We start from the raw sequence: 21,514 nt of genomic DNA on the forward strand, positions 1-21,514 counted from the left end.
ATGCCAGCGCCGGTCGTCGGAATTACCTCTTACGCGCGTGACGATTCGGAGCTTCCTTGCTTCAGTCTACCTGTAGGTTACGTGGATCGCGTTGTTGCCGCGGGTGGAGACCCGGTCATTCTGCCTCCGGCTATGGCGCAACCGGTGAGGTTGCTCGATCGTGTGGATGGGTTGGTTTTTTCGGGTGGTGGGGATGTGTCGCCGGAGGCTTATGGCGGTGACCACCACGAGACCATTTACTCCGTCAGCGAGGAGCGCGATCGTTTTGAATTCGAGCTGCTGCGGGCTGCGCTGCAGCGACAAGACATCCCGATTCTGTGTATCTGCCGCGGTCTTCAGGTGTTGAATGTAGTCCTTGGGGGCTCGCTGCATGAGCATCTCCCCGAGGTGTTTGGAGAAGCTGTGGCGCACCGCATTCCACCCCGCCAAACCTGCCGACATCACGTCCGTGTGGATCCTCAGAGTCGCTTGGCCCAGATTTTAGGTTGTGTGGAGATCGATGTCCTTTCATGGCACCATCAGGGAATTGACCGCTTGGCTCTTGACCTTCGGCCGGTCGGTTGGGCTGAAGATGGCCTCATCGAAGCAGTAGAACATCGGGGACATCCATGGTGCTTTGGCGTACAGTGGCATCCAGAAATGGAGCCAAGTGGATCCAAACACGATCGGCTGTTTGCGGCATTCATCGATGCAGCTTCAGTGCACGCAAGGAGGCGCAATGAGTGGTAGACTTGCCGGTAAGGTCGCTTTGTTAACGGGAGCAGCCGGGGGTATCGGTGAGGCGACCGCGCGGCGCTTTTGCGAAGAAGGCGCTCGTTTGGTGCTTGTGGATTTCAACGCAGCGGCCCTTCAAAAGCTGGCTACCGACTTGGACAAAAGCGGCGCGGGGGTTGCATGGTTTTCAGCGGATGTTTCCCGTGAGGGCGATTGTGCGGCGATGATCCGCTTTGCGGAGGAGAGATTCGGCGCGCTGCACGTGTTGTTCAACAATGCAGGCATCTTCCCGGACGAAGACGGTTCGGTCACTGAAACCAGCGAGGCGGTGTTGGATCGCGTGCTTGCCGTCAATGTGAAAGGGGTGTTTTTCGGCTGCAAGTATGGAATACCTGCCATCCTACGTGCCGGGGGTGGTTCCGTGATCAACACCGCGTCTTTCGTAGCACTGATGGGCGCGGCCACCTCGCAGAGCGCCTACACAGCGTCAAAAGGCGCCGTGTTGGCACTTACCCGTGAGATAGCGGTGGAGTACGCCCGTCGAGGCATTCGTGCGAATGCGCTGTGCCCCGGCCCAGTGAACACGCCCTTACTTCAGTCACTGCTTTCGGATCCCGCGCGTCGTGCCCGGCGGTTAGTTCACATTCCCATGGGCCGGCTCGCGGAGGCCGACGAAATCGCACGCGCGGTGGTGTTTCTTGCGTCCGACGAGTCCTCTTACATCACCGGCACAACGTTTTTGGTGGACGGCGGCATTACTGCTGCGTACGTGACTCCGGAGTAAGAAGCGATCATGGAAAAGCTAATAATTGGGGATCGGCGCCTCGATGGAGCGGGTGTGATTACTGTCATCGAGCCGGCGACCGGGCAGCCGCTTGCCGAAGTGGCCGCGGCTTCCAGTCATGATCTGGATGCCGCAGTGGCAGAGGCAAAGAAGGCGTTACCCGCGTGGTCTGGACTGACTCCAGTTGCCCGAGGAGAAATCCTTTACCGGTTTGCCGATATTGTGCGGGCTCATGCGGAAGAATTGGCCGTGATCGAGGCCAGGAACGTCGGTAAACCGATTGCCGATGCTCGTTGGGAAGCAAGTCATGTTGTAGAAACGATTCGGTACTACGCGGGGGCGGCCGACAAGTTCTTCGGAAATACGATTTCCGTAAAGAAAGGTGGGCTTGACCTGACACTTCGTGTTCCACTTGGGGTCGTGGGCCTGATTGTCCCGTGGAACTTCCCGATGGTCATTGCGACGTGGAAGCTGGCTCCCGCGCTTGCGTGCGGGAACACAGTGGTGTTGAAGCCCGCGAGTTTGACGCCTCTCACGGCCCTGCGCCTTGGAGAGCTTGCCCTCGAAGCAGGCATACCTCCCGGGGTTGTGAACGTGGTGCCCGGCAAGGGGGCTGAAATCGGCCATCAACTCGTGGCACATCCCGACGTGGCAAAAATTGGGTTCACGGGTGAGACCGCAACCGGGCGCGCGATTATGGCCACCGCTGCGCAGCAGATTAAACGGGTGGGTCTCGAGCTCGGTGGAAAGTCCCCGAATGTTATTTTTGCCGACGTGGATATTGAAGTGGTGGCTCACGAAGCGGCGGCCTCGGTGTTCGCAAATGCGGGTCAAGACTGTTGTGCACGCTCTCGTATCTTGATTGAACGCTCAGCCCACGCGCGGTTTTTGGAGGCGTTCGCCGCCGTTACCCAGAGCTGGGTTGTTGGCGATCCTTTGCAACAGGACACTCAGATGGGCCCACTGATTTCGGAGCGACAACGAGAGATTTCAGAGAGCTACATCGAGATTGGCCGGCGAGAGGGGGCTCGGAAGATCTGCGGGGGGGAGCGATTGGCACGCCCGGGGTTCTTCCTGCGGCCCACGGTACTGGACGGCGGGCGCCCGGGAATGCGGGTGGTTGAAGAGGAAATTTTTGGTCCCGTGGCGGTCGTGATGACCTTCGATACGGAGCAAGAGGCCATCGAGCTGGCGAACAACACCATATACGGCCTCTCTGGTTCCTTATGGACCAACGATTTGAAGCGCGGTTTGCGCGTGGCACGGGCGCTGCGTACCGGAGTGCTTTCTGTGAATTCCTCCAGTAGCGTACACTTACAAGCTCCCTTCGGAGGGATGAAGCAATCCGGCTTGGGCAGGGAGTTGGGCATGCACGCGCTCGAGCAGTACAGCGAGGTCCGGAACATTTACTTTGAGACGGAACCTGCCTGACCAATTAGTTTACGGGATAGTTTGATTTCGAGGCGCGGAAGGGCCGGGGTGGTGGAAGCGGCAGACACAAGGGACTTAAAATCCCTTGGGGTTATCCCCGTGCGGGTTCGAGTCCCGCCCCCGGCATGTATCCATCGCATTGATAGAGTAGAGCGGCGTCAGACACGCCATCGCCTGGCGGACGGCTGTGCGTCCACCAGCAGGCGCGCGAGGGGGAAACTCAGTTCGAGCCTCGTGCACCTCTGACAGATGTCCAACAGTCGCAGAATCCAGGACGAATCGCGTACGAATTAGAAGGATCATGGGGGCCGGGTCATGGCCATCGGTCGTGGAGGTCGGTCGGTGGACACCCGCCGCTTCGGCAAGCGTAGGTTATGGTTATGGATGATCATGACATGGATCATGGACACCCACGTTTCCGCATGGGGATGGATCCTGGGCACCCACTGTCCAACGAGGAGTGGGCCACGAGTAGGGGATCATGGATACCCACCAGGGATCATGGACACCCACCTGCTGGGCGGGGTCAATTGGGGGTCAATAGGACGGGACGGATCGTGGAGACGGATCGTAAACACCCACGTTTCCGGGACGGATCCCGGACGTTTCCGCGACGGATCCCGGACACCCACTTTTCGGGGTAGCTAGCTGCGGCTGAAAAAGACCTCCGTGCTTCCGTTGCATGCTCAGGCCCGGCAGAAGGCCGGCTCTGTCGTGCAGACCGGGAGCATGGGGGGGATGCCTGGTGGAGGGCGGGACGAATCGTGGACGGGTGGATGGTGGACACCGACATTTTCGGCGGGGCCAATAGCGGGCGACGGCGGCACGCTTGCTCTTTGTGTCTGCTCTGTTTGACTCGGCAGGCTGGAATTCTTGCGAAGTGACGCAAAACCTGGATGCCCCCTTCTTTGACTCACACCCAGGATCAGCACCCCTTTTGGAGGCGATTGCCGGATTCCCCCGTTTCTTGGATTGGCTCGGAAAACCCGCATTTTCGAGGTGCGAACCTGAAGCCAAAGCGCCTCCGTGAGGGTGTTGGCCCTACTGAGGGACGAGAGCAGACTCGCGTATAAAACCGCGACGACGTTAGATCTGGCTGCCCCAATCCTAGGATCCGGAGGCTGGAGCTCGGCTTCCGACAGGGTCCGAAGTCTGCCCGCGCTCTCGCAGGATCCTGTGGGTTGCAACTCGAGCATGGTACCGCAGTCCGCGCCGCGAGGAGCCCGAGAAACTCGGAGGTTGTGCCCTGATTATTCCTCCCTGCTTTTTCCTCCCTTGTCGCTCCTCCCTCGTCTCTCCATGCTCGCTGAGCCGGTCGTGACCTGTCACCAAGAAGAGCGAGGCCACCTACCAGGTCATGCTCCTGGCTCGGGCAGTTAGTCGATTTTTTGGGGCCGGTTTGACTTATCAGGGGAGCGCAAGGGCAAAGTCTCTGCCCTGTGGGTATGCGGTGCCCGGCTCCAAGATCCGCGTCCCGGACCGCCATCGGCGCATGAACAGCGGTCCGGGATTGCCCCGCGGGCTGGCGTTTTCATCTTGGGTATCGGTAGGTTGTCTAGGGTGTCCGCGACCGGTTCGTCAGGGACCACCCTGAGCGGATAGTCGATTCAGCCCCGAGCCGGCGGAGCTAGTCGGGGCTCCTGAGCTATTCGTGGGTGTCTATAGACTGATGCTCCACTGGCGAAACGGGCTGGGGATCCTGGCCCATTTCACGGATGTTTCTTGGATGTCCAGGATTGCCTAGGATTGCCTCCTCCAAAATTGCTTTTCCTGGATGTCCAGAATTGACCTCCAGAATTGACCTCCCTTCCAAGATTGCCCCCCCGATCGGCGTCGCTGGAGCATTGCACTCCAGCATTGACCTCCAGACTTGGCCCCCATCTACTGGATGCCCTCGACCGGTTCCTCGAGCGGCTTTTCCTGGGTGTCCAGGATGGGATTTGGGAGGAGTGCCTCCTTCGGTGGGTGTCCAGGATGGGATTTCTCCAGCATGGGATTTCTCCAGCATGGGATTCCTAGGAAGGGATTTGTTGGATGTCCACGATGGGATCTTGGGTGTCCACGATGGGATCCCACGATGGGATCCCAGATGGGACTCCATCCAGGATTGGACCCCACTTTTGGTTGCACGGATGGCTGGAATGGGCAGGTGCACGGGGCCGTGTGGTGGATGCATGGGGTGAAGAGGAGCGAAATCTGCTGCCCCATTGCGCGAGTCTCTCCGTGGCCGAGCGAGAACCCCAGACGTGGACCTGAGCAAGTTCGAGCGCCTGCGGGATCAGGGGAGGGCGCCGTTCGCTCGACAAGAGGGCTGGCCCCGAGCCCAAGCGTGCATAGGAACAAGGTATCGCGCCGGGCCCTCCGGCATGTTTGACTCGCCGCGTCTAAGCGCGCTCGGGGTCAAGCTCCAACGACAATCATCGAATGCCCTTGAAACGTCCCCAGCCCGAGCGCCCTCGGGATCAAGTGAGGATGCCATTCGCTCGATACGGCGGCCGGCAACCGAGTCCAAGCCCCTCCGGAATCAAGTGTGGAACACCGCATGTGAGGGATCACGCAACTTCCCTTGTCTCGCTCTGTCTCGCTGGCGTTGCTGGCCGACCCTGAACGTGAGCTGGAAACGGCGCTGCCTTTTACGCCGCCGGGGGTTGAAACTCGGGCGGCTTGGGGAAAGGGCGGTCCCAGCGCTTTTCTCGCCTAGGCCGGCTGGGCTATTCGCCCCGGTTGCTAACAGGGGCTATGGTCCACGGAGTCTAACGCAGCCACGCACTCGAGGTGGTCCGTTTGCGGGAACATATCGAAGGGTTGGATGACGGTGGTTCGATATCCGTTTCGCTCGAACCACGCTAAATCGCGGAGCAAGCTTTCTGGGTTACACGAGACGTACACGATGCGCCGCGGAGCAAGCTTAATGATCCCCAAGCGCGCCTCCTCGTCCACGCCCTTGCGCGGAGGATTCAGTGTCACAACGCTAACGCGACCGAATCGCTCCCCCAGAATACGTGCACCCTCGTTAGCGGTGGCAGTGAGGATGCGCACATTGTGAAAACCGTTCCACCGCACGTTGCTCCGCGCATCCGCGCTCGCAATCGGCGATTCCTCAATACCAAACACAAGTTTTGCCGTTGGCGCGAGATGAAAAGTGAGCGCGCCCGCTCCACAGTAAAGGTCCGCAACAAGCTCTTCCGCTGACGTTTGAACTACCTGAGTTACGTATTCGTAAATCCGGCGAGCCACCGGGATATTCGCCTGCAGAAACGCACCCGCACGAGTTTTGAGTTTGAAGGCCCCAATGCGCTCCGCCAAAGTGTCCTCTCGGGTTACAGGCGTAAAGAGCTCTCCGAAGATGACGTTGCCGGCCGATGGATTGTAATTGTGCACCACGCTGCGAACTCGCGGGAGGCGAGCGATAGCACGGAGCAGTGTCCTCAGGCGTTGGTCTAACTTTGTGGCCGTGACGAGGATGACTTGAACGCTTTTCGTCCAACGGCTGACGCGAAGGACTAAGTAGCGGAGCGAGCCTTCATGCGTCCGCTCGTCGTAAGTTGGCAACTCGCTCGCCTCTAACAAGGCAGGAACCCGGGCAAGCGTGGTAGTGATTAACGGATGGTGAACCGGGCAAGCACGAATATCCACAACGACATGGGTGCCGGGACGAAATAAGCCAACCAGCAACCCTCGTCGAACGGAGCGACGAAGCACCAGCTTCGCTTGATTGCGGTAGCCGAACGCTTGTGGTGACCCGACGATGTTGCCGATCGCAGGACCCCCGTTCGGCCACTGGGTGGCAACCAACGCGCGTAACTTTTGCTGCTTCCACTCGAGTTGTGCCCCGTACGGCTGCCCAATCAGGCGGCACCCTACGCATTGAGGATAGTGCGGACAGGGAAACTCATGTGCCTTACCGATCGCTTCGCTTTGCTCGCTGCCGACGAAACGTACCACTCCGACCCCCCTTTTTCTCGACTAAGTGAAGCTCTGCAATTTCCATCTCACGGTCTACTGCCTTACACATATCGTAGACCGTAAGGGCTGCGATACTTGCGGCCACCAGCGCCTCCATTTCCACGCCCGTTTTTCCCTCCACCCTTACTCGGGAGCGAATCTCTAACTCGCCCGGAGCGACGGGCTCCAGCTCGAGCTCGACCGCCTCGATCGGCAAAGGATGGCAAAGCGGAATAAGATCGCTTGTCCGCTTCGCTGCCATGATCCCCGCTAACCGGGCAATCGAGAACACTTCTCCCTTCTCGATCCGTCCCTTGACAATTCGTTCCAGCGTCGACGGTTGCATGCGGATGAGTGTGCGCGCAACAGCCTCCCGTCGTGTCTTCGGCTTCGCACCTACGTCCACCATGCGTGCTCTCCCCTGCGCATCTAAGTGCGAGAACTGACCGGAATCCTTGCGGGGGCTTGACTGAGTCAGTAGAGTTCGAGACCTCATGACACACCACAAAATCATTATTCTCGGCTCGGGGCCAGCGGGGCTGACAGCGGCATTGTACGCCGCCCGCGCGAATCTCGCTCCCGTTGTGATTGAAGGTTCGCAGCCCGGTGGGCAGTTGACCATCACGACAGAGGTCGAAAATTACCCAGGCTTTCCTGAGGGACTTTTAGGCCCTGAGTTGATGGAACGGTTTCGCAAACAGGCTGAACGCTTCGGGACACAGTACGTTTACGGCGATGTCACCGAAGTGAAGCTTTCGCAATCGCCGTTCGAGGTCCGCACCCACAGTGAGGCGTTCACTTGTGACGCTCTGATTATTGCCACCGGAGCATCTGCGAAATTGTTGGGCCTTGAGTCTGAAAAGCGCCTGATGGGTCACGGAGTATCAGCGTGTGCTACGTGCGACGGATTCTTCTTTAAGGGCAAAGAAGTCATTGTCGTTGGAGGTGGGGATACCGCCATGGAAGAGGCGATCTTTCTGACGAAGTTCGCTTCGCGAGTCACCGTCGTCCATCGCCGAAATGAACTCCGGGCATCGAAAATCATGCAGGAACGCGCCCGTCGAAATCCGAAAATCCAGTTCATCTGGGATTCGGTGGTCGACGAAATTTACGGAAGTCCCGATGGCAAGGCGGTTACAGGGGTACGGCTGCGCAACGTCAAAACCGGCGAGCTAAGCGACTTCGCCTGCGAGGGCGTGTTCATCGCCATTGGGCACCAACCGAATACGCAACTGTTTCAAGGGCAGCTTGAGATGGATCCAGCCGGCTACATCATCACGCGCGGGCGCTCCACCGCCACCAGTGTGCCGGGCGTTTTCGCTTGCGGGGATGTGCAAGATCCGACCTATCGTCAGGCAGTGACTGCTGCCGGAACAGGTTGCATGGCTGCAATTGATGCAGAGCGGTGGCTAGAAGCGAAAGCTCACGGGTGAATGGCATCACGTGTTCGGTTGCGGTCGAAAGACGATAGCCGAACAACGGTCGGCCCTAACGGATTGAATCGCGCGCGTGTTGGCGCGTCTAGAACGCGTTCGTGACTCACGGGGATCAATACGTGCGCTTGAAACTTGGGACTCTGACCTGGGCTGCGATGCTCGTTGCGGTTGCCCTTCCCGTATTCGGCGAGGAAGCAGCCCTACTCTCGTACCAAGACGAGCAAGCGCTGGCAGCTCTCTTGTGGGCGCGTGCGGCAGAGGTGCTCGATGCCCGCACAGCTCTTCGCCAAGCAGAAAGCGCGCATCTGCGGGCACGGACGTACCCAAACCCGTCAATCGACGGAAGTTGGAATACCATTCCCGTTGGCCGGACCAATCCGCCTGGATTGCCGGACCGCCTCAATCAAATTCCTAATTACTCCGTTGTCTTTGCACAGCTTTTCGAATTGGGGAAGCGTGGCCCTCGTATCGCCGCCCGAGCGTTCGACGTTGAACGGTTACGCGCCGAGGCAGAAGCCGTGTTGGGCGATCGCTTCTTCGCTCTCCTGGACACGATTGGACGGATCGCCACCGAGCAACGACGGAGCGCGGTGCTGGACCAACAGATTCGCGACTCCGAGGAACTTCTACAACTGGATCGGGCACGTGCTGACCGTGGGGAAATCCCTGCGTTGGATGTGGATGTCGCGGAAGTGGAGCAAGCCCGACTGCGGGCACTGCGGGAAAGTGCTCAAGCAGCTCTGCTCCAGGCACAATCCGAGTGCAGCGCGCTGCTTGCAATGCCGTGCCCGCAATTCGCTGACGACGAGGCAGCGAAGAGCTTTCTTGTTCGATCGTACCAGGGTGTTGCGGGGGTCCAGCCTTCCGTCGACTTGGCGTTAGAGCTACGCCCCGATCTCAAGGCGCTGCGGGCTGCCATCGCCGCGGCCGAGCAAGACGCCGTGCTCGCGGAGCGCCGCGCTGTGCCCGATGTCACGCTGCGTGCTGGGTACACGTACGACCAGTTCACCGTCGCTGGAAATCAACGCAACAGTCTAGTGGTCGGCTTTGAAATGCCGATTCCGTTGTTTGATCGCGGCCAGGCTGACCTCATTGCGGCCCGTGCTGTTGAGGCGAGAGCCCGCGAACTCCTCCGCGTTCTGACGGAGAGCCTTCCCGATCGCCTAAAGGGGGCGACGGAACAACTCGGTTTGGCGCTTCGTCGCATGGAGCAACTGGATCGCGCAGTGACGAAAGCGAGTGCCATGCGGGACACACTGGTCGAAGCCCAGCGTGCCGGTGGGATATCGGCAATCGAAGTGCTGGTCGCGCGCCGAAATTACCAGGATTTACTGCGGGAGCGCGTGGAGCTCGACGGCGATGCCTTCTCCGCCGCTCTGACAATTCGGAAACTGTCTGGCCAATTTCCCACGGTCTCAACCGAAAAATGAGAACCTATGAGGTGGAGTGAGGATTTGAGAAGAGCAAAGGACGCGCCTTGTGGCAGCGTAGCACTGCGTCGCTTTGATCGATTCTCCTTGCCGCTGAGGTTGACGTTCGTCGGGGTGGTTGTTTCGGCAGCCGTGGTCGTGGCGCTGCTCGGCTGTGAACGGGACCTGCAAGAAGCCCCGAAGTCACCAATCCGCGTGGACGGCACCAAGGTTGAGGTCGAGCGTGCGGCAGCAACCTTAGGTTACCTGACCATTGAACAGGCCAAATTGCAGCGAGTGCTCGATCCCGAACCCGTTGCAGGACGGGTGGCCGTTGCCGAATCACGGGCGGAACCTATCGTGGCACCTCTCGAGGGGCGAGTCGACAGCGTCGCCGTTCGCTTAGGGCAACGGGTGAACCCTGGGGATCGCTTGATCTCACTTAGGTCTGCTGCCCTCGTCGACCTGTTGCACGAAATCGAGGTCTTGCAAGCTAGTGAGGCGGTGCGCGCGAAGACGGTGGAACGGTTGGGTGCTTTAGTGCAGTTGCGCGCTGCTGCCGAGAAAGACCTGCTTGCAGCTCAGCTCAAGTTGGAGGAGGTGCGGTTGTCCCGACAGGCCGCGGAGCTCAAATTGCGCAGTCGCCCGATACAGGTGTCGGCCGATGGGTCGTATTGGCTGCTGGCGCCTCGGGACGGTGTGGTCGTTGAGCGGAACGTGCTCGTGGGTGAAGAAGTCGGCGCGGATCGGACACAACCATTGCTTGTCATCGCTGACCTCAGCGAGGTCGTGGTTACGGCCGACGTTCCCGAGCAGCGCGCGACATGGCTGCGCGCCGGGGGACAGGCGAGGATTCGCAGCGCGGCGCAGCCGGGCCGGGTCTGGACAGGAGAAATTGAATACGTGAGCGAAGTTGTAGACCCACAGCGACGCATGGTCAACGTGCGAATCCGAGTGCCAAATCCGGACCACCTGCTGCGACCGAACGCATTCGTACAGGTGGTCTTCGACCCCGGGGAAGGCACAGTGGTCGTGGTGCCTGCAACGGCTGTCGTTACCGACGATCAACGGGTCTCCGTGTTTGTCGTGGCGAGTGAGAACCCACCGACGTTTCAACGGCGTGATGTGACTACCGGCCGTCAAAGCGAACACTCGATCGAAATCCTATCCGGCTTGCAGCCCGGGGAGAGCTACGTGGCTCGCGGAGCAAATTTGCTCGCAAACGCCATCGACCTTGTTCCCTAACACGTCCAACAAAGCCCATGTTCGACCGCATTGTTGACTTGTCTCTCCGGAACCGCAGCGCTGTTTTGTTCTTCACTGGGGTAGTCATCTTGTTCGGTTGGCGGGCATTTCGTGCTCTAACCATCGAGGCGTTCCCCGATCCCACGGACACACAGGTCAACGTCATTACCTTGTTCCCTGGACAACCTGCCGAAGAGGTGGAAAGGCAGATTAGTCTCCCGATCGAACGTGCCCTCAATGGGACACCGGGGCTCATACGGTTGAGAAGCATCTCGTTGTTCGGGCTCTCGTACGTCACCTTGACGTTCGATGACGGCTTCGATGTCTTGTTTGCGCGGGCTCAAACCCTCGAGCGCTTAAGAGGTGCAGAGCTGCCCGAAGGAGTGGTCCCGGAACTCGGGGCGCTCGCCACTCCGATCGGAGAAGTTTACCGCTACACGCTCGTAGGGGCGGGTGGCGACCCGATGCGTCTGCGCACCATTCAGGACTGGGTGGTTCGCCCGCGATTGCTTCGCGTGCCGGGCGTGGCCGACGTGGTTTCTTATGGCGGCTTGGTTCGCGAGGTTCACGTTCAGCCCATCCCCGCCAGGCTTGCAGGTTATGACCTCACCTTAGAGCAACTCGAGAGTGCCCTACGCAAGAGTAGCGTGAATGCGAGTGGTGGCGTGTTGGAGCATGGCTCGGAGCAGTTTGTCATCCGGAGTGAGGGCATGTTCCGCAGCTTGCAGGACATCGCCGCGGTCCATGTCGCAAGCCGCGATGGCACGCCTGTGCGCGTAGGAGATGTGGCTGCAGTGCAAGATGGATGGACGCCGCGACAGGGGGTGGTGAGTCGAGGTAACGACTACGACGTGGTACAGGGCATCGTCCTCATGCGGCGGGGCGAAAATCCATCCGTCGTGCTGCAACGGGTCCGTCAGGCGGTTGCAGAACTCAACGGTGGGGGGCTTCCGACCGGTGTATCTCTCATCCCGTTTTACGATCGCACGGATTTGGTCAACACCACGCTACGTACCGTAGGGCACAACCTCCTCGAGGGGGCGACCTTAGTGACGATCGTTCTTTTCGCGTTCCTTTTGGACATCCGCGCCGCAGCGATCGCGGCTTCAGTCATCCCGCTCTCGCTCCTTAGTGCATTCATTTACCTGCACGTTCGCGGAATGAGCGCCAACTTGCTCAGCATGGGGGCGATAGACTTCGGAATCATCGTGGATGGTGCCGTGGTGATCATCGAGAGTATTCTGCTGCACTTGTACGGAAGCGCGCACAATCAATCAGCGCCGTACGCACAGGCGTTAAGCCAACGGGTTCGCGCCGGCGTCACTGCGGTTGTGCGGCCCACGGTGTTTGCGTTGCTCATCATCATTGCAGCATACCTTCCAATTTTCTTGCTGGAGCGCGTGGAGGGAAGAATTTTTGCTCCAATGTCAAATACGGTGGTGGCGGCTCTGCTTGGCGCCCTGCTGTTCTCGATTACCCTGGTGCCGGTTTTGGCGACGTTCGCTTACCGACATTTGCCTGTCCATCGTGAGTCCCCTTTACTACGCTGGGCGGAAAGAGCCTACCAGCCAGCGCTGAACTTCGCCTTGACGTGGCCCCGGGCACTTCTTGCCGTGGTGGTTTTGGCGCTCGGGTGTTCCGTCTACTTGCTCGCCCGCATGGGCTCCGAGTTTTTGCCCGAACTCAACGAGGGTTCATTGTACTTGACGTTTACCCTGCCACCGGACACGAGTCTGACCGAGGGACGGCGAATGGTGCCTCAAATTACCGCCTTGTTGCGCGACCACCCCGAGGTAAAGGAAGTCCTCACTCAGCTTGGGAGGCCCGAAGATGGGACAGACCCGAAGCTGGCGAACAATTTGGAGGTATTCTTGCTGCTTAAGCCTCCCGAACAGTGGCGCGCTCATGTGCGCAACCTGAGCGACCTGATCGAGGACATCCGAGGCCGACTCGTCGAGGTCCCGGGCGTCGAGGTGAACTTCTCTCAGCCGATCCGAGATAACGTGAACGAGTCGATCTCTGGGCAAAAGGGACAAGTGGCCCTCAAGCTGTTCGGGGAAGATTTGGTTGAATTGCAACAGTTGGCGGAGCAGGTGAAGGGTGTGCTCGCCGGGGTGCCCGGAATCGCGGACTTAGGACTGGTGCTGAGTAGCGAGATCCCGCAAATCAAAGTGGAACCGGACCGCGATGCCCTAGGTCGATACGGTCTGGACATGGAGGATTTTCAGCACGTGCTGCAAGCCGCCCTTGGTGGGCAACAAGTCGGGGTGTACTGGGACGGTGAGGCCCGGTTCGACATCGTGTTGCGCTACCCGCCCTCAGCCAGGGCGCACATTGAAAAGATCCGCAACCTGCAAGTACCAGTGCAAGGGGGAGCGACAGTTCCTTTGGAAATGCTCGCCACGGTAACGGTGGGCCGCGGTCGTGCAGCAATCACCCGCGAAAACGGGCGGCGCTACATCGGGATTCGCATGAACGTTGGCGGCCGCGACCTGGGAAGCTTTGTTGCAGAGGCGCAGCAGCGGGTTGCGGCCGCGGTGAAATTGCCACCTGGGGTGACGGCAGAGTGGGGAGGTGAGTTCGAAAGCAAAGAGCGTGCGATGGCGCGGTTGTTGACGGTCGTTCCGGTCGCACTCGTCGTTACATTGATCCTCCTGTTTCAATCCTTCCAACGCTTTGGTCCGGCCATGTTGGTTCTGTTGAACACTCCATTCGCTCTTGTTGGGGGAGTGCTGGCACTTTGGGTCGCCGGAATGCCGTTGTCGGTTTCCGCGGCAGTGGGCTTTATTGCTTTGATCGGGCAAGCGTCGTTAAATGGAGTTTTGGTGCTCTCTCGCGTGGAGGAGAAAAGGCGCGAAGGTACCCCCCTCGAGATGGCCATCGTTTCGGGCTGCATGGAACGGCTACGTCCCGTTCTCATGACTGCATGCCTAGCCGCACTTGGTCTGGTCCCGGCTGCCCTGAGTCATTCCATTGGGAGCGAGGTACAAAGGCCGGTGGCGGTCGTGATTGTTGGGGGTACTGTGAGTGCCTGCCTGCTCACTCTCGTTGTGCTGCCCGCGTTGTACCGCCTGAGTGCGCCTCTGCTCGGAGAGGTGAGGCTGTGAAATGTGCTGATGAGGCAGAGCGTCTGCCGCCTCGTGACCTTCCTGCTCGTAACCTCGCGACGGGCGCAACCGATGCGCTACTCGCGCATTCGGAAGCTCGCCCACCGGCTGTCGATGTACGCGCTTGCTCCCAGGAAGGGCAGGAGTCAGAGGGCGCAAACGCCAATGACCGGTCAGTACTGGACCTTTCCGTGGTTGTGCCGATTTTCAATGAAAGGCCCAACCTACCGCCCTTGCATCTGCGCTTGACCCGTGTGCTGGCCAAACTCGGGCGGACCTACGAAATTTGCTACATCGATGATGGCAGCAACGACGGTTCGTTGTCCTTTCTCCTGGAATGCGCCGCTAAGGATCCGCACGTGCGCGTGGTGGAGCTAGCGCGCAACTGCGGGCAGCATGCAGCAATCTTGGCTGGTTTTTTCGTGTGCCGCGGGGATGTTGTGGTCACTCTCGATGCTGACCTGCAAAACCCGCCCGAGGAAATCCCACGTTTGCTTGACGCCGTGGGCCAAGGCGCCGATGTCGTTGGGGGCCGCCGTGTGGGGAGGCGTGACTCCCAGGCGCGCATTTTCCTCTCACGGGTGATCAACTCCTTCGTCGCCCTGCTCACCGGCGCATCGATGCAAGACCTCGGATGTATGCTGCGCGCGTACCGGCGGGAAGTGGTGCGAGAAGTGATCCTCCGGAGTGGTAATTGGACCTTCATCCCGGTGCTCGCGAATGCTGTCGCTAAACGGGCGATCGAGATCCCGGTCCGCCACGCAGCGCGTTTCCGCGGACGTTCTCGGTACTCGGTGCTGGGGTTACTCCGTCTCGGCCGGGCTCTGTTGGCTACGATGCCGGTACTCCTACCCCGCTGGCTTGGGCCGATTGGGCTCGTCAGTGCGATTACCGGGGCCACGCTCGTTGGGCTTTCCTCGGCGACGCGGGGCCCTCATAGCGCACCGTCCCCCTCTCCACAGTTTCTTCTGGGTGTTGTCGGGTTGTGCGTCGGGATTGGTCTTGTCTGCGCAGGGTTGGTTGGAACGACGTTGCGCCGTACTCCGCACTGCGCGAGACGCAATCCACCTTACGTCATTCGTGCGGTGCACGAATTCGGTCAACCGTGACCCGTTATGCGCTGCGTCGTTTTTGCCTACCACGAACTCGGATATGTGTGCTTGGAAGAGCTTTTGCGTCTCGGCGCCGATGTGCCACTTGTGATCACTCACGAGGACGACCCGGAAGAAAATGTGTGGTTCCGCTCGGTCGCGGCTCTGGCGAGGAACCGACACCTTTCTGTTTTTGCGCCGCAGAACGTTAACGCACCTGAATGGGTGAATCGTGTTGAAGCAGTTCGGCCGAACTTCATATTCTCCTTTTATTACCGCCGGTTGCTGGGCCGGCGCTTGCTCGAACTTCCGACTCACGGCGCGCTGAACTTGCACGGTTCGTTGTTGCCTCGTTATCGTGGCCGCTGCCCAGTCAACTGGGTGCTCATCCACGACGAGAAAGAGACCGGCTTAACCCTCCATTACATGACCCAGAAGCCAGATGCGGGCGACATCGTTGCTCAACGAGTGATTCCCATCGACGACTCCGACGACGCACTTTCACTCTATCGCAAACTTGCGGAAGCCGCTCCGTTGCTGTTGAGAGACGTGTACCCACTTTTGTGCAGCGGTAACGCGCCGCGGATTCCGCAAGATCACAGTCAGGCCACGTACTTTGGCGGACGTCGCCCGGAGGACGGACGGATCAACTGGGCTCTTACGGCGCGGCAGGTTTTCAATTTGGTCAGGGCTGTGACGAAGCCGTACCCCGGGGCATTTGCCTTTTGGCGCGGAAAGAAGCTGCTCGTGTGGCGGGCATCCGCTGTGCCCGCGCCTGCGGAATCTGGCCTGCCGGGAACAGTGTTGGAAACCGATCCCGAGCTGGTCGTGCAATGTGGGCGCGGTGTGGTGGTGCTCGAGGAGGTCCAATCGGACAGGGAAGAACCGTGCCCGGGAGCGGAGTGGGCGCGCAGACACGGCGTCAGCCGAGGAGAACGAATGCAATGAGGGTTCTGATCACAGGTGGAGCGGGGTTTGTCGGATCGCACCTGGCGGAAGAATTTTTGCGCCGAGGCGACACCGTGCTGGCGTTTGATTCGGGTCCTCCGGACAAGGTACGGCATCTACTGCGGCATCCTTGCTTTAGTTTCATTCGCGGTAGCGTGCTCGATGAAGATGTGTTGGATCGGCTGATTGCAGAGTGCGATTTGGTTTACCATTTAGCCGCCGTTGTTGGGGTCGACCATTACGTCGCCGCACCACAGGAGGTGCTCGACGTGAACATCAATGGCACCCAGAACGTGCTGAAAGCGGCCTGTAAACGTCAGCGAAAGGTAGTGTTCGGATCGACTTCCGAGGTGTATGGGCGAAACCCAAAAGTGCCCTGGAGCGAAGATGACGATCGTGTGCTCGGTTCCACACGAGTGGATCGGTGGTGCTACGCCACCTCCAAAGCCGTGGGCGAGCACTTCTGCTTTGCGTATCACCGCCTGGGGCTGCCCGTTACCGTGCTGCGTTACTTCAACGTGTACGGGCCGCGCCTCGATCAGCTCGATAGCGGCCGTGTCGTAACGGTTTTTCTAGGCCAGGCCTTACGGGGCGAACCAATCACGGTAATCGGCAACGGACGGCAAACGCGTTGCTTTACCTACGTTGACGACTGTGTCCGTGCCACGGTCGCTGCGGGGGTTTACCCCGGAACCGACGGCGAGGTGTTTAATATTGGCACAAACGTCGAAACCACGATACTCGAGCTAGCCCAACTGATTATTGAGCTGACTGGAACGCGCTCCCCGATTCGCTTTGTTTCCTCCGAGGACGTGTACGGGTCCTCTTACGAGGACATCCCCCGACGGGTTCCTGATGTGTCAAAGATGCGAACCGTTTTAGGTCTGTGCGCGAATACGTCTCTGCGCGTTGGCTTACAGCGGACCATTGACTGGTTTAGGCAACAAGCGGCCCAGGCTGGGGTCGTGCACGCTTATGCGGCTGGGCCTCAAGGTTGACGTTTGCACGTATGCGGGAATGCGCAACGGCGTTCCCAATCTGCTTCGTTTGTTTGACCGGCTGAACGTTCGCGTTAGCTTCTTTGTTGCAGTCGGTCCGGACCGCTCCGGTCGTGCGATTCGGCGGCTGTTTCGCCCCGGCTTTTTGGACAAGATGTGGCGCACCCGGGCAATCTCGACGTACGGTTGGCGCACGTTGCTTTACGGTACTTTGTTGCCGTCACCTCACATTGGGCGCCGCTGTGCTGGGCTACTGCGCGAGATTGTCGCCGCTGGCCATGAACTGGCCGCGCACGGCTACGATCACGTTCGCTGGCAAGATTGCCTGGCGTCGTTAACACGCGCCGACATTGCCGACGAATTGCGTTGGGCCTGGCAAACGATCGGTGATGCCACAGGTGCGGAGCCACGCGCCTTCGGCGCGCCGGGATGGCAGTGCACTGAGGAAAGTTTGCGGTGCGAAGAGGCCCGCGGCCTCCTGTATCGCAGCGACACTCGCGGCAGTGTGCCGTATTACATCGTGCTGAACGGGCAAATGTTGCCCACTCTGGAAATTCCAACAACGTTACCTACGCTAGACGAAACCTGGGGAGCGGTGAGTACCGACACGGAACACCTGTGCCGCTGGTACCTGCGCCAGCTCGACGACGACTTCAATGTGTACACGGCACACGCTGAGATGGAAGGGCGAGGCTACTTGAACTTTCTGGAGCAGTGGTTGCACGGCGTGCTTGCGGAAGGTGTGGCTGTGACCCGATTGGACGAATTGGCCGCTGCGTACCGGAATACAGCTTCGAGGTGTGAGTTGCGCATGGGGCACGTCCCGGGGCGGTCCGGCACAGTCGCGATACAAGGAGAACGCCTTGGTTGAAGTTGCGCCCGTGCTGGACGACCCCGTAGAGCGAGAGCACCTAACCGCCGGGCAAGTCGTGGTTGCGATCGCGGCGTTCGTGGCGATCGCTGTCGCCTTCCTGTGCACATTGAACGCAAGCCCGCTCATCGAGCCCGACGAACCTCGATATGCGGAAGTCGCTCGAGAAATGCTTGTGCGCGGCGATTGGATTACGCCGACGCTGAATTTCGTGAAATACTTCGAGAAGCCGCCGTTGGTTTATTGGCTGATCGCGTTGAACTTGGCGATCTTCGGGCAGCAGGACTGGGCGGTGCGGTTTTGGTCGGCTGTGTTTGGCCTGCTTGGCGTGATGTGCACTGCCTACCTGGCGTGGCGGATGTTCGGCTTTCGGGTGGGTGTGGTTGCGGCAGCGATTTTGGCAAGCATGCCCCTTTATTTCGGGATCAGCCAGGTCGCGAGCCCCGATATGCCGCTCGCTGCGCTGTGCACGGCCTGCTTGGTCTGCGCATGGGTGATTCATTCGAGAGACGAAGGCGGCCGAGAGCGGGCTCTTGTTGCGTGTTTCTGGATTGCCCTTGCACTTGCGGTGCTGGCGAAGGGCCCGGTTGCGGCCGTACTCGTGTTCGGCACCATCGGAACATATGCGTTGGTGGCGCGGGAGTTTGCACCTTGGGTCAGATTGTTTTGGCTACCGGGACTGGCACTGTTCAGCGCTATCACGCTTCCCTGGTTTGTCTTGGTCACATGGAACAATCCGGAATTTGCGCGTTTCTTCTTCTTCGAACAGCACGTGTTGCGTTACGCGCAACCTTGGGAACATCGGCAGCCCCCGTGGTTTTACATCCCGGTGGTGCTCCTGGGGGCCTTCCCGTGGTGGCTGATCGGCTTGTACGCGTGGCGAAGGGTAAAAACCGTAGCGGGTGGCACAAGCCGAATTTGGCGAGCGGAACACTTGTATTTGCTCTGCTGGTTCGCAGTTGTGTTTGTGTTCTTTTCGTTGTCCGGGTCGAAACTCGGAACTTACATTTTGCCAGCTTTGCCACCGCTGGCCATGTTGTTTGCGCACAGCATAGTGAAGCAGATCGACGGACTTGGGGCGTCACTCTTGAAGGCCGCTGGGGCCAGTGCCATTGTGTTAGGGTTGGGTTTGCTTGCAGCCGCTCGTTTGGCTCCCGTGTTGTCGACGCACCATCGCGCTGAACGGTTGCCCCCTGCCCTGTTGGTGGGAGCCGCGGTACTGGTGGTTGGTGGTGTTCTCTTATCGAGGCTCGAATCTTGCACTCGACAGAGGCCGTGGATCGCGGTGGCTGGCCTGGCTGGCCTGCTTTTGTCGGTGGAAGTTGCAACTTTTAGGAACCGAGGCGTGGCCGAGCACTACACCCCCTTAGCGCAAGCGATTCGGCAACAGTGGAAACCCGGAGACCGCATAGTGCTTTATCGTCATTACACCCAGGGGATCCCTTACTATACGGGCCGGAGGGTGGTGGTGGTCCGTTCTTGGGGCGAGCTCGATTTCGGCAGACGACAGGGTGACCACACGGGTTATTTCTGGGAGGACGACGACCGTTTGGTCCGAGAGTGGAACAGGGGTGGCCGAATGTTTCTCGTACTCAACAGAAGCGCGCTGGCTGATCTCGCTGGCCATCTCGAGCCGTCGCCGCGTCCATTGGCTCATTGGGGCAAAAAGGTTGTGGTGGTGAACTTTTGATGAACGCGGGCGAGTTAGAGACCAGTGGTGGAGATGGAGCATCCTCTCTGCCGCAAACCGGTGGGCAGCAAGATGGGGACCGGGAGGGCATCCTTAGGCGCGGGCTCGAAGTGGCCCTGGCGCTGTTGCTAATCACGGTGTTGTGGTGGCCACTCAGTTGGTGGCGACTTGGTGCAGCCCCATTTTACACCAAGGGGGAGCCACGCGAGGCGCTCGTAGTGTGGGAAATGACGCACGGCGGCGGTTGGATCTTGCCCCGGCGCAACGGAGAAGAAATTCCCTCAAAGCCGCCGATGTTTCATTGGCTCGGCGCGTTGGCCAGCAGAGCTGCAGGCCGGGTGGATGAGGGAACTGTGCGTATGCCCTCGGCGCTTGCGTCGCTGCTTGGCCTCTACGGTGTGCTGCTTGCTGGTAGCGTGTGGTGGTCGGTCCCTACTGGCGTCGTCTCTGCCTTAGTGTTGGCGACGTCCTTTGAGTGGGCTCGTGCGGCCTCGAATGCTCGAGTGGATATGGTGCTCACGCTCGGTTTGGAAGGCGCTTTCCTTGCAATGCTGTTCTTTTGGCAGCACCGGCACTGGCTTTGGTTACTCCCCCTGTATGCTGGGATCGCGTGGGCAGTGTTGGCTAAGGGCCCGGTGGGTATTGCCTTGCCAGTAGCGTTTGGAGTGTTGTTGCTCGCGCTTACTTGGGACTCGACGGCTTGGCGGGAGCGGCGTTGGGAACAGGTGTGTGATTGGCGAGCGTTGCGCGAGCTTCGTTACGTGCGCGGGCTCGCTTTTGCGGTAACGATTGCCGGCGCGTGGTACGTGGCGGCATTGTGGGAAGGAGGGTGGGCGTTTTTCAACAAGCAAATCCTGGCCGAAAATGTGTTCACCTTCCTTGATGATCCGGACTGGGGTGGTGGCCACCGCCATGGCGTACTCTATCTGCCAGTGCAGTGGTTTCTTGGCTCGTTACCTTGGTCCCTCTTGTGGCCGATTCTTGCGATCTCGTTGTGGGACCGCCGCAGGGTCTTGAGGCGCAACCATCCGGTTGTCGGGTTGTTGCTATGGTGCGCAGTCGTCTTCTTTTTTTACGAGTTCGCGGCTAGCAAGCGCGGCGTATACTTGCTGGCCGCTTACCCTGCTGTTGCCTTACTGTGTGGTTGGTGGTGGCACGAGATCGCGAATCAGGAAGTTGACCGCTACCGCCTGTGGCGTCTTGCGTGGTCGTACGCTGCTTATGCCGTCGCGTTTCTCCTTGTGCTCGCACTGTGCGGTATCGTGGTCGCCGGACTGGCATTCCGGTTCGTGGGTGAGGTGGGTGGCCGAACGACATCGAAGGAACTGCTGCTCGCACTCGGGGTTGCGCGGGAACTCTTCAGCGGACCCGGGCTTTTGGCCGGCGGTGCCTGCGCAGCATTTTGGCTGTGGGCCGGACATGCGTTGAAACATTCGACCTGGCAGCGCGCTTTGATTCCAGTGTTTGTGGCCACTTACGCCGTGATCGTATTAGGCCGCGTCTGGGTATTGCCGGCGTACGCGCAGCAGGTGACGCTCCGCCCATTCATGGAGGCTGTGCGCCACGCCACGAACGGTGAAGCGGTTTACTTTTGGGAGACGTTTGACTACCAGGCTGTCTACTATTCTTACCGGCACATACCCGCGCTGGGCTCTGAGGCCATACCCTGTGGTCCGGCGTTTTTGTTGGTAGAGCGAGGGGCGTGGATGAGTCCCGCAAGCGAGTTACGTGGGCAGTATGAAGAAGTGCAACTCGACCTGAGCGGAAGACAGACCCTCCCGCCAAAATTGGTGCTGCTGCGACGCCGGTCTTTTTGAGCACGTTGCCCGTTCGAAAGTGTGGAGG

Annotated in this window: 15 protein-coding genes and 1 tRNA gene; 14 read left to right on the forward strand and 2 right to left on the reverse strand. The window is 59.6% G+C overall.

Annotated elements, in window-relative coordinates; genetic code table 11:
- The 4 genes from N3C12_06205 to N3C12_06220 all read left to right on the forward strand — a co-directional run bounded on the left by N3C12_06205 (position 1) and on the right by N3C12_06220 (position 3,055).
- Complete coding sequence (locus N3C12_06205; protein MCX8072029.1) at positions 1–729, forward strand: gamma-glutamyl-gamma-aminobutyrate hydrolase family protein; 729 nt, start codon at positions 1–3, stop codon at positions 727–729.
- A complete protein-coding gene (locus N3C12_06210; protein ID MCX8072030.1) occupies positions 719–1,498 on the forward strand; it encodes an SDR family oxidoreductase in 780 nt (259 codons plus the stop codon). The genes N3C12_06205 and N3C12_06210 overlap by 11 nt, the downstream gene beginning before the upstream one ends.
- A gap of 9 nt (positions 1,499–1,507) precedes the next feature.
- The gene (locus N3C12_06215) at positions 1,508–2,929 is read left to right on the forward strand and encodes an aldehyde dehydrogenase family protein (GenBank protein MCX8072031.1); all 1,422 of its coding nucleotides are present in this window, start codon (positions 1,508–1,510) and stop codon (positions 2,927–2,929) included.
- A gap of 42 nt (positions 2,930–2,971) precedes the next feature.
- Positions 2,972–3,055, forward strand: a tRNA-Leu gene (locus N3C12_06220).
- A 2,601-nt stretch (positions 3,056–5,656) separates the two neighbouring features.
- On the opposite strand, the gene rlmD is transcribed toward N3C12_06220, so the two are convergent.
- Positions 5,657–6,874 (reverse strand): 23S rRNA (uracil(1939)-C(5))-methyltransferase RlmD, encoded by a 1,218-nt coding sequence (gene rlmD, locus N3C12_06225; GenBank protein MCX8072032.1) that lies wholly within the window; start codon positions 6,872–6,874, stop codon positions 5,657–5,659.
- Complete coding sequence (gene moaC, locus N3C12_06230) at positions 6,831–7,283, reverse strand: cyclic pyranopterin monophosphate synthase MoaC (GenBank protein ID MCX8072033.1); 453 nt, start codon at positions 7,281–7,283, stop codon at positions 6,831–6,833. The genes rlmD and moaC overlap by 44 nt, the downstream gene beginning before the upstream one ends.
- Positions 7,284–7,368: 85 nt before the next feature.
- On the opposite strand from moaC, the gene trxB reads away from it, so the two are divergent.
- The 10 genes from trxB (at position 7,369) to N3C12_06280 (ending at position 21,486) form a co-directional block, all read left to right on the forward strand.
- A complete protein-coding gene (gene trxB / locus N3C12_06235) occupies positions 7,369–8,307 on the forward strand; it encodes a thioredoxin-disulfide reductase (GenBank protein ID MCX8072034.1) in 939 nt (312 codons plus the stop codon).
- 122 nt (positions 8,308–8,429) lie between these two features.
- Positions 8,430–9,740: a TolC family protein gene (locus tag N3C12_06240; protein MCX8072035.1), complete on the forward strand. Its 1,311-nt coding sequence runs from the start codon at positions 8,430–8,432 to the stop codon at positions 9,738–9,740.
- A gap of 6 nt (positions 9,741–9,746) precedes the next feature.
- Positions 9,747–10,964, forward strand: a complete 1,218-nt coding sequence (locus N3C12_06245) for an efflux RND transporter periplasmic adaptor subunit (GenBank protein ID MCX8072036.1) — start codon at positions 9,747–9,749, stop codon at positions 10,962–10,964.
- Between the two features lie 17 nt (positions 10,965–10,981).
- Positions 10,982–14,071, forward strand: a complete 3,090-nt coding sequence (locus tag N3C12_06250) for a CusA/CzcA family heavy metal efflux RND transporter (GenBank protein ID MCX8072037.1) — start codon at positions 10,982–10,984, stop codon at positions 14,069–14,071.
- Positions 14,068–15,180, forward strand: coding sequence for a glycosyltransferase (locus N3C12_06255; protein MCX8072038.1), 1,113 nt, complete (start codon positions 14,068–14,070; stop codon positions 15,178–15,180). The genes N3C12_06250 and N3C12_06255 overlap by 4 nt, the downstream gene beginning before the upstream one ends.
- A gap of 6 nt (positions 15,181–15,186) precedes the next feature.
- On the forward strand, positions 15,187–16,110 hold the full coding sequence (locus tag N3C12_06260) for a formyltransferase (GenBank protein ID MCX8072039.1): 924 nt from the start codon (positions 15,187–15,189) through the stop codon (positions 16,108–16,110).
- Complete coding sequence (locus N3C12_06265) at positions 16,107–17,108, forward strand: NAD-dependent epimerase/dehydratase family protein (GenBank protein MCX8072040.1); 1,002 nt, start codon at positions 16,107–16,109, stop codon at positions 17,106–17,108. Before N3C12_06260 ends, N3C12_06265 begins: the two co-directional genes overlap by 4 nt.
- Positions 17,109–17,127: 19 nt before the next feature.
- Positions 17,128–17,979, forward strand: coding sequence for a polysaccharide deacetylase family protein (locus tag N3C12_06270; GenBank protein ID MCX8072041.1), 852 nt, complete (start codon positions 17,128–17,130; stop codon positions 17,977–17,979).
- Positions 17,972–19,669, forward strand: a complete 1,698-nt coding sequence (locus N3C12_06275; GenBank protein MCX8072042.1) for a glycosyltransferase family 39 protein — start codon at positions 17,972–17,974, stop codon at positions 19,667–19,669. The genes N3C12_06270 and N3C12_06275 overlap by 8 nt, the downstream gene beginning before the upstream one ends.
- Complete coding sequence (locus N3C12_06280; GenBank protein ID MCX8072043.1) at positions 19,669–21,486, forward strand: glycosyltransferase family 39 protein; 1,818 nt, start codon at positions 19,669–19,671, stop codon at positions 21,484–21,486. The genes N3C12_06275 and N3C12_06280 overlap by 1 nt, the downstream gene beginning before the upstream one ends.
- Positions 21,487–21,514: the final 28 nt, after the last annotated feature.

It is taken from the genome of Candidatus Binatia bacterium (genome assembly GCA_026415395.1).
GTDB lineage: Bacteria > Desulfobacterota > Binatia > HRBIN30 > HRBIN30 > HRBIN30.

Bases quoted from the DNA above. Each gene is read 5' to 3' on its own strand.
- N3C12_06260 (MCX8072039.1), top strand. From the start codon at position 15,187: ATGCGCTGCGTCGTTTTTGCCTACCACGAACTCGGATATGTGTGCTTG.
- N3C12_06245 (MCX8072036.1), top strand. From the start codon at position 9,747: ATGAGGTGGAGTGAGGATTTGAGAAGAGCAAAGGACGCGCCTTGTGGC.
- moaC (MCX8072033.1), bottom strand. From the start codon at position 7,283: ATGGTGGACGTAGGTGCGAAGCCGAAGACACGACGGGAGGCTGTTGCG.
- N3C12_06250 (MCX8072037.1), top strand. From the start codon at position 10,982: ATGTTCGACCGCATTGTTGACTTGTCTCTCCGGAACCGCAGCGCTGTT.
- N3C12_06280 (MCX8072043.1), top strand. From the start codon at position 19,669: ATGAACGCGGGCGAGTTAGAGACCAGTGGTGGAGATGGAGCATCCTCT.
- N3C12_06215 (MCX8072031.1), top strand. From the start codon at position 1,508: ATGGAAAAGCTAATAATTGGGGATCGGCGCCTCGATGGAGCGGGTGTG.
- N3C12_06205 (MCX8072029.1), top strand. From the start codon at position 1: ATGCCAGCGCCGGTCGTCGGAATTACCTCTTACGCGCGTGACGATTCG.
- N3C12_06210 (MCX8072030.1), top strand. From the start codon at position 719: ATGAGTGGTAGACTTGCCGGTAAGGTCGCTTTGTTAACGGGAGCAGCC.
- trxB (MCX8072034.1), top strand. From the start codon at position 7,369: ATGACACACCACAAAATCATTATTCTCGGCTCGGGGCCAGCGGGGCTG.
- N3C12_06265 (MCX8072040.1), top strand. From the start codon at position 16,107: ATGAGGGTTCTGATCACAGGTGGAGCGGGGTTTGTCGGATCGCACCTG.
- N3C12_06270 (MCX8072041.1), top strand. From the start codon at position 17,128: ATGCGCAACGGCGTTCCCAATCTGCTTCGTTTGTTTGACCGGCTGAAC.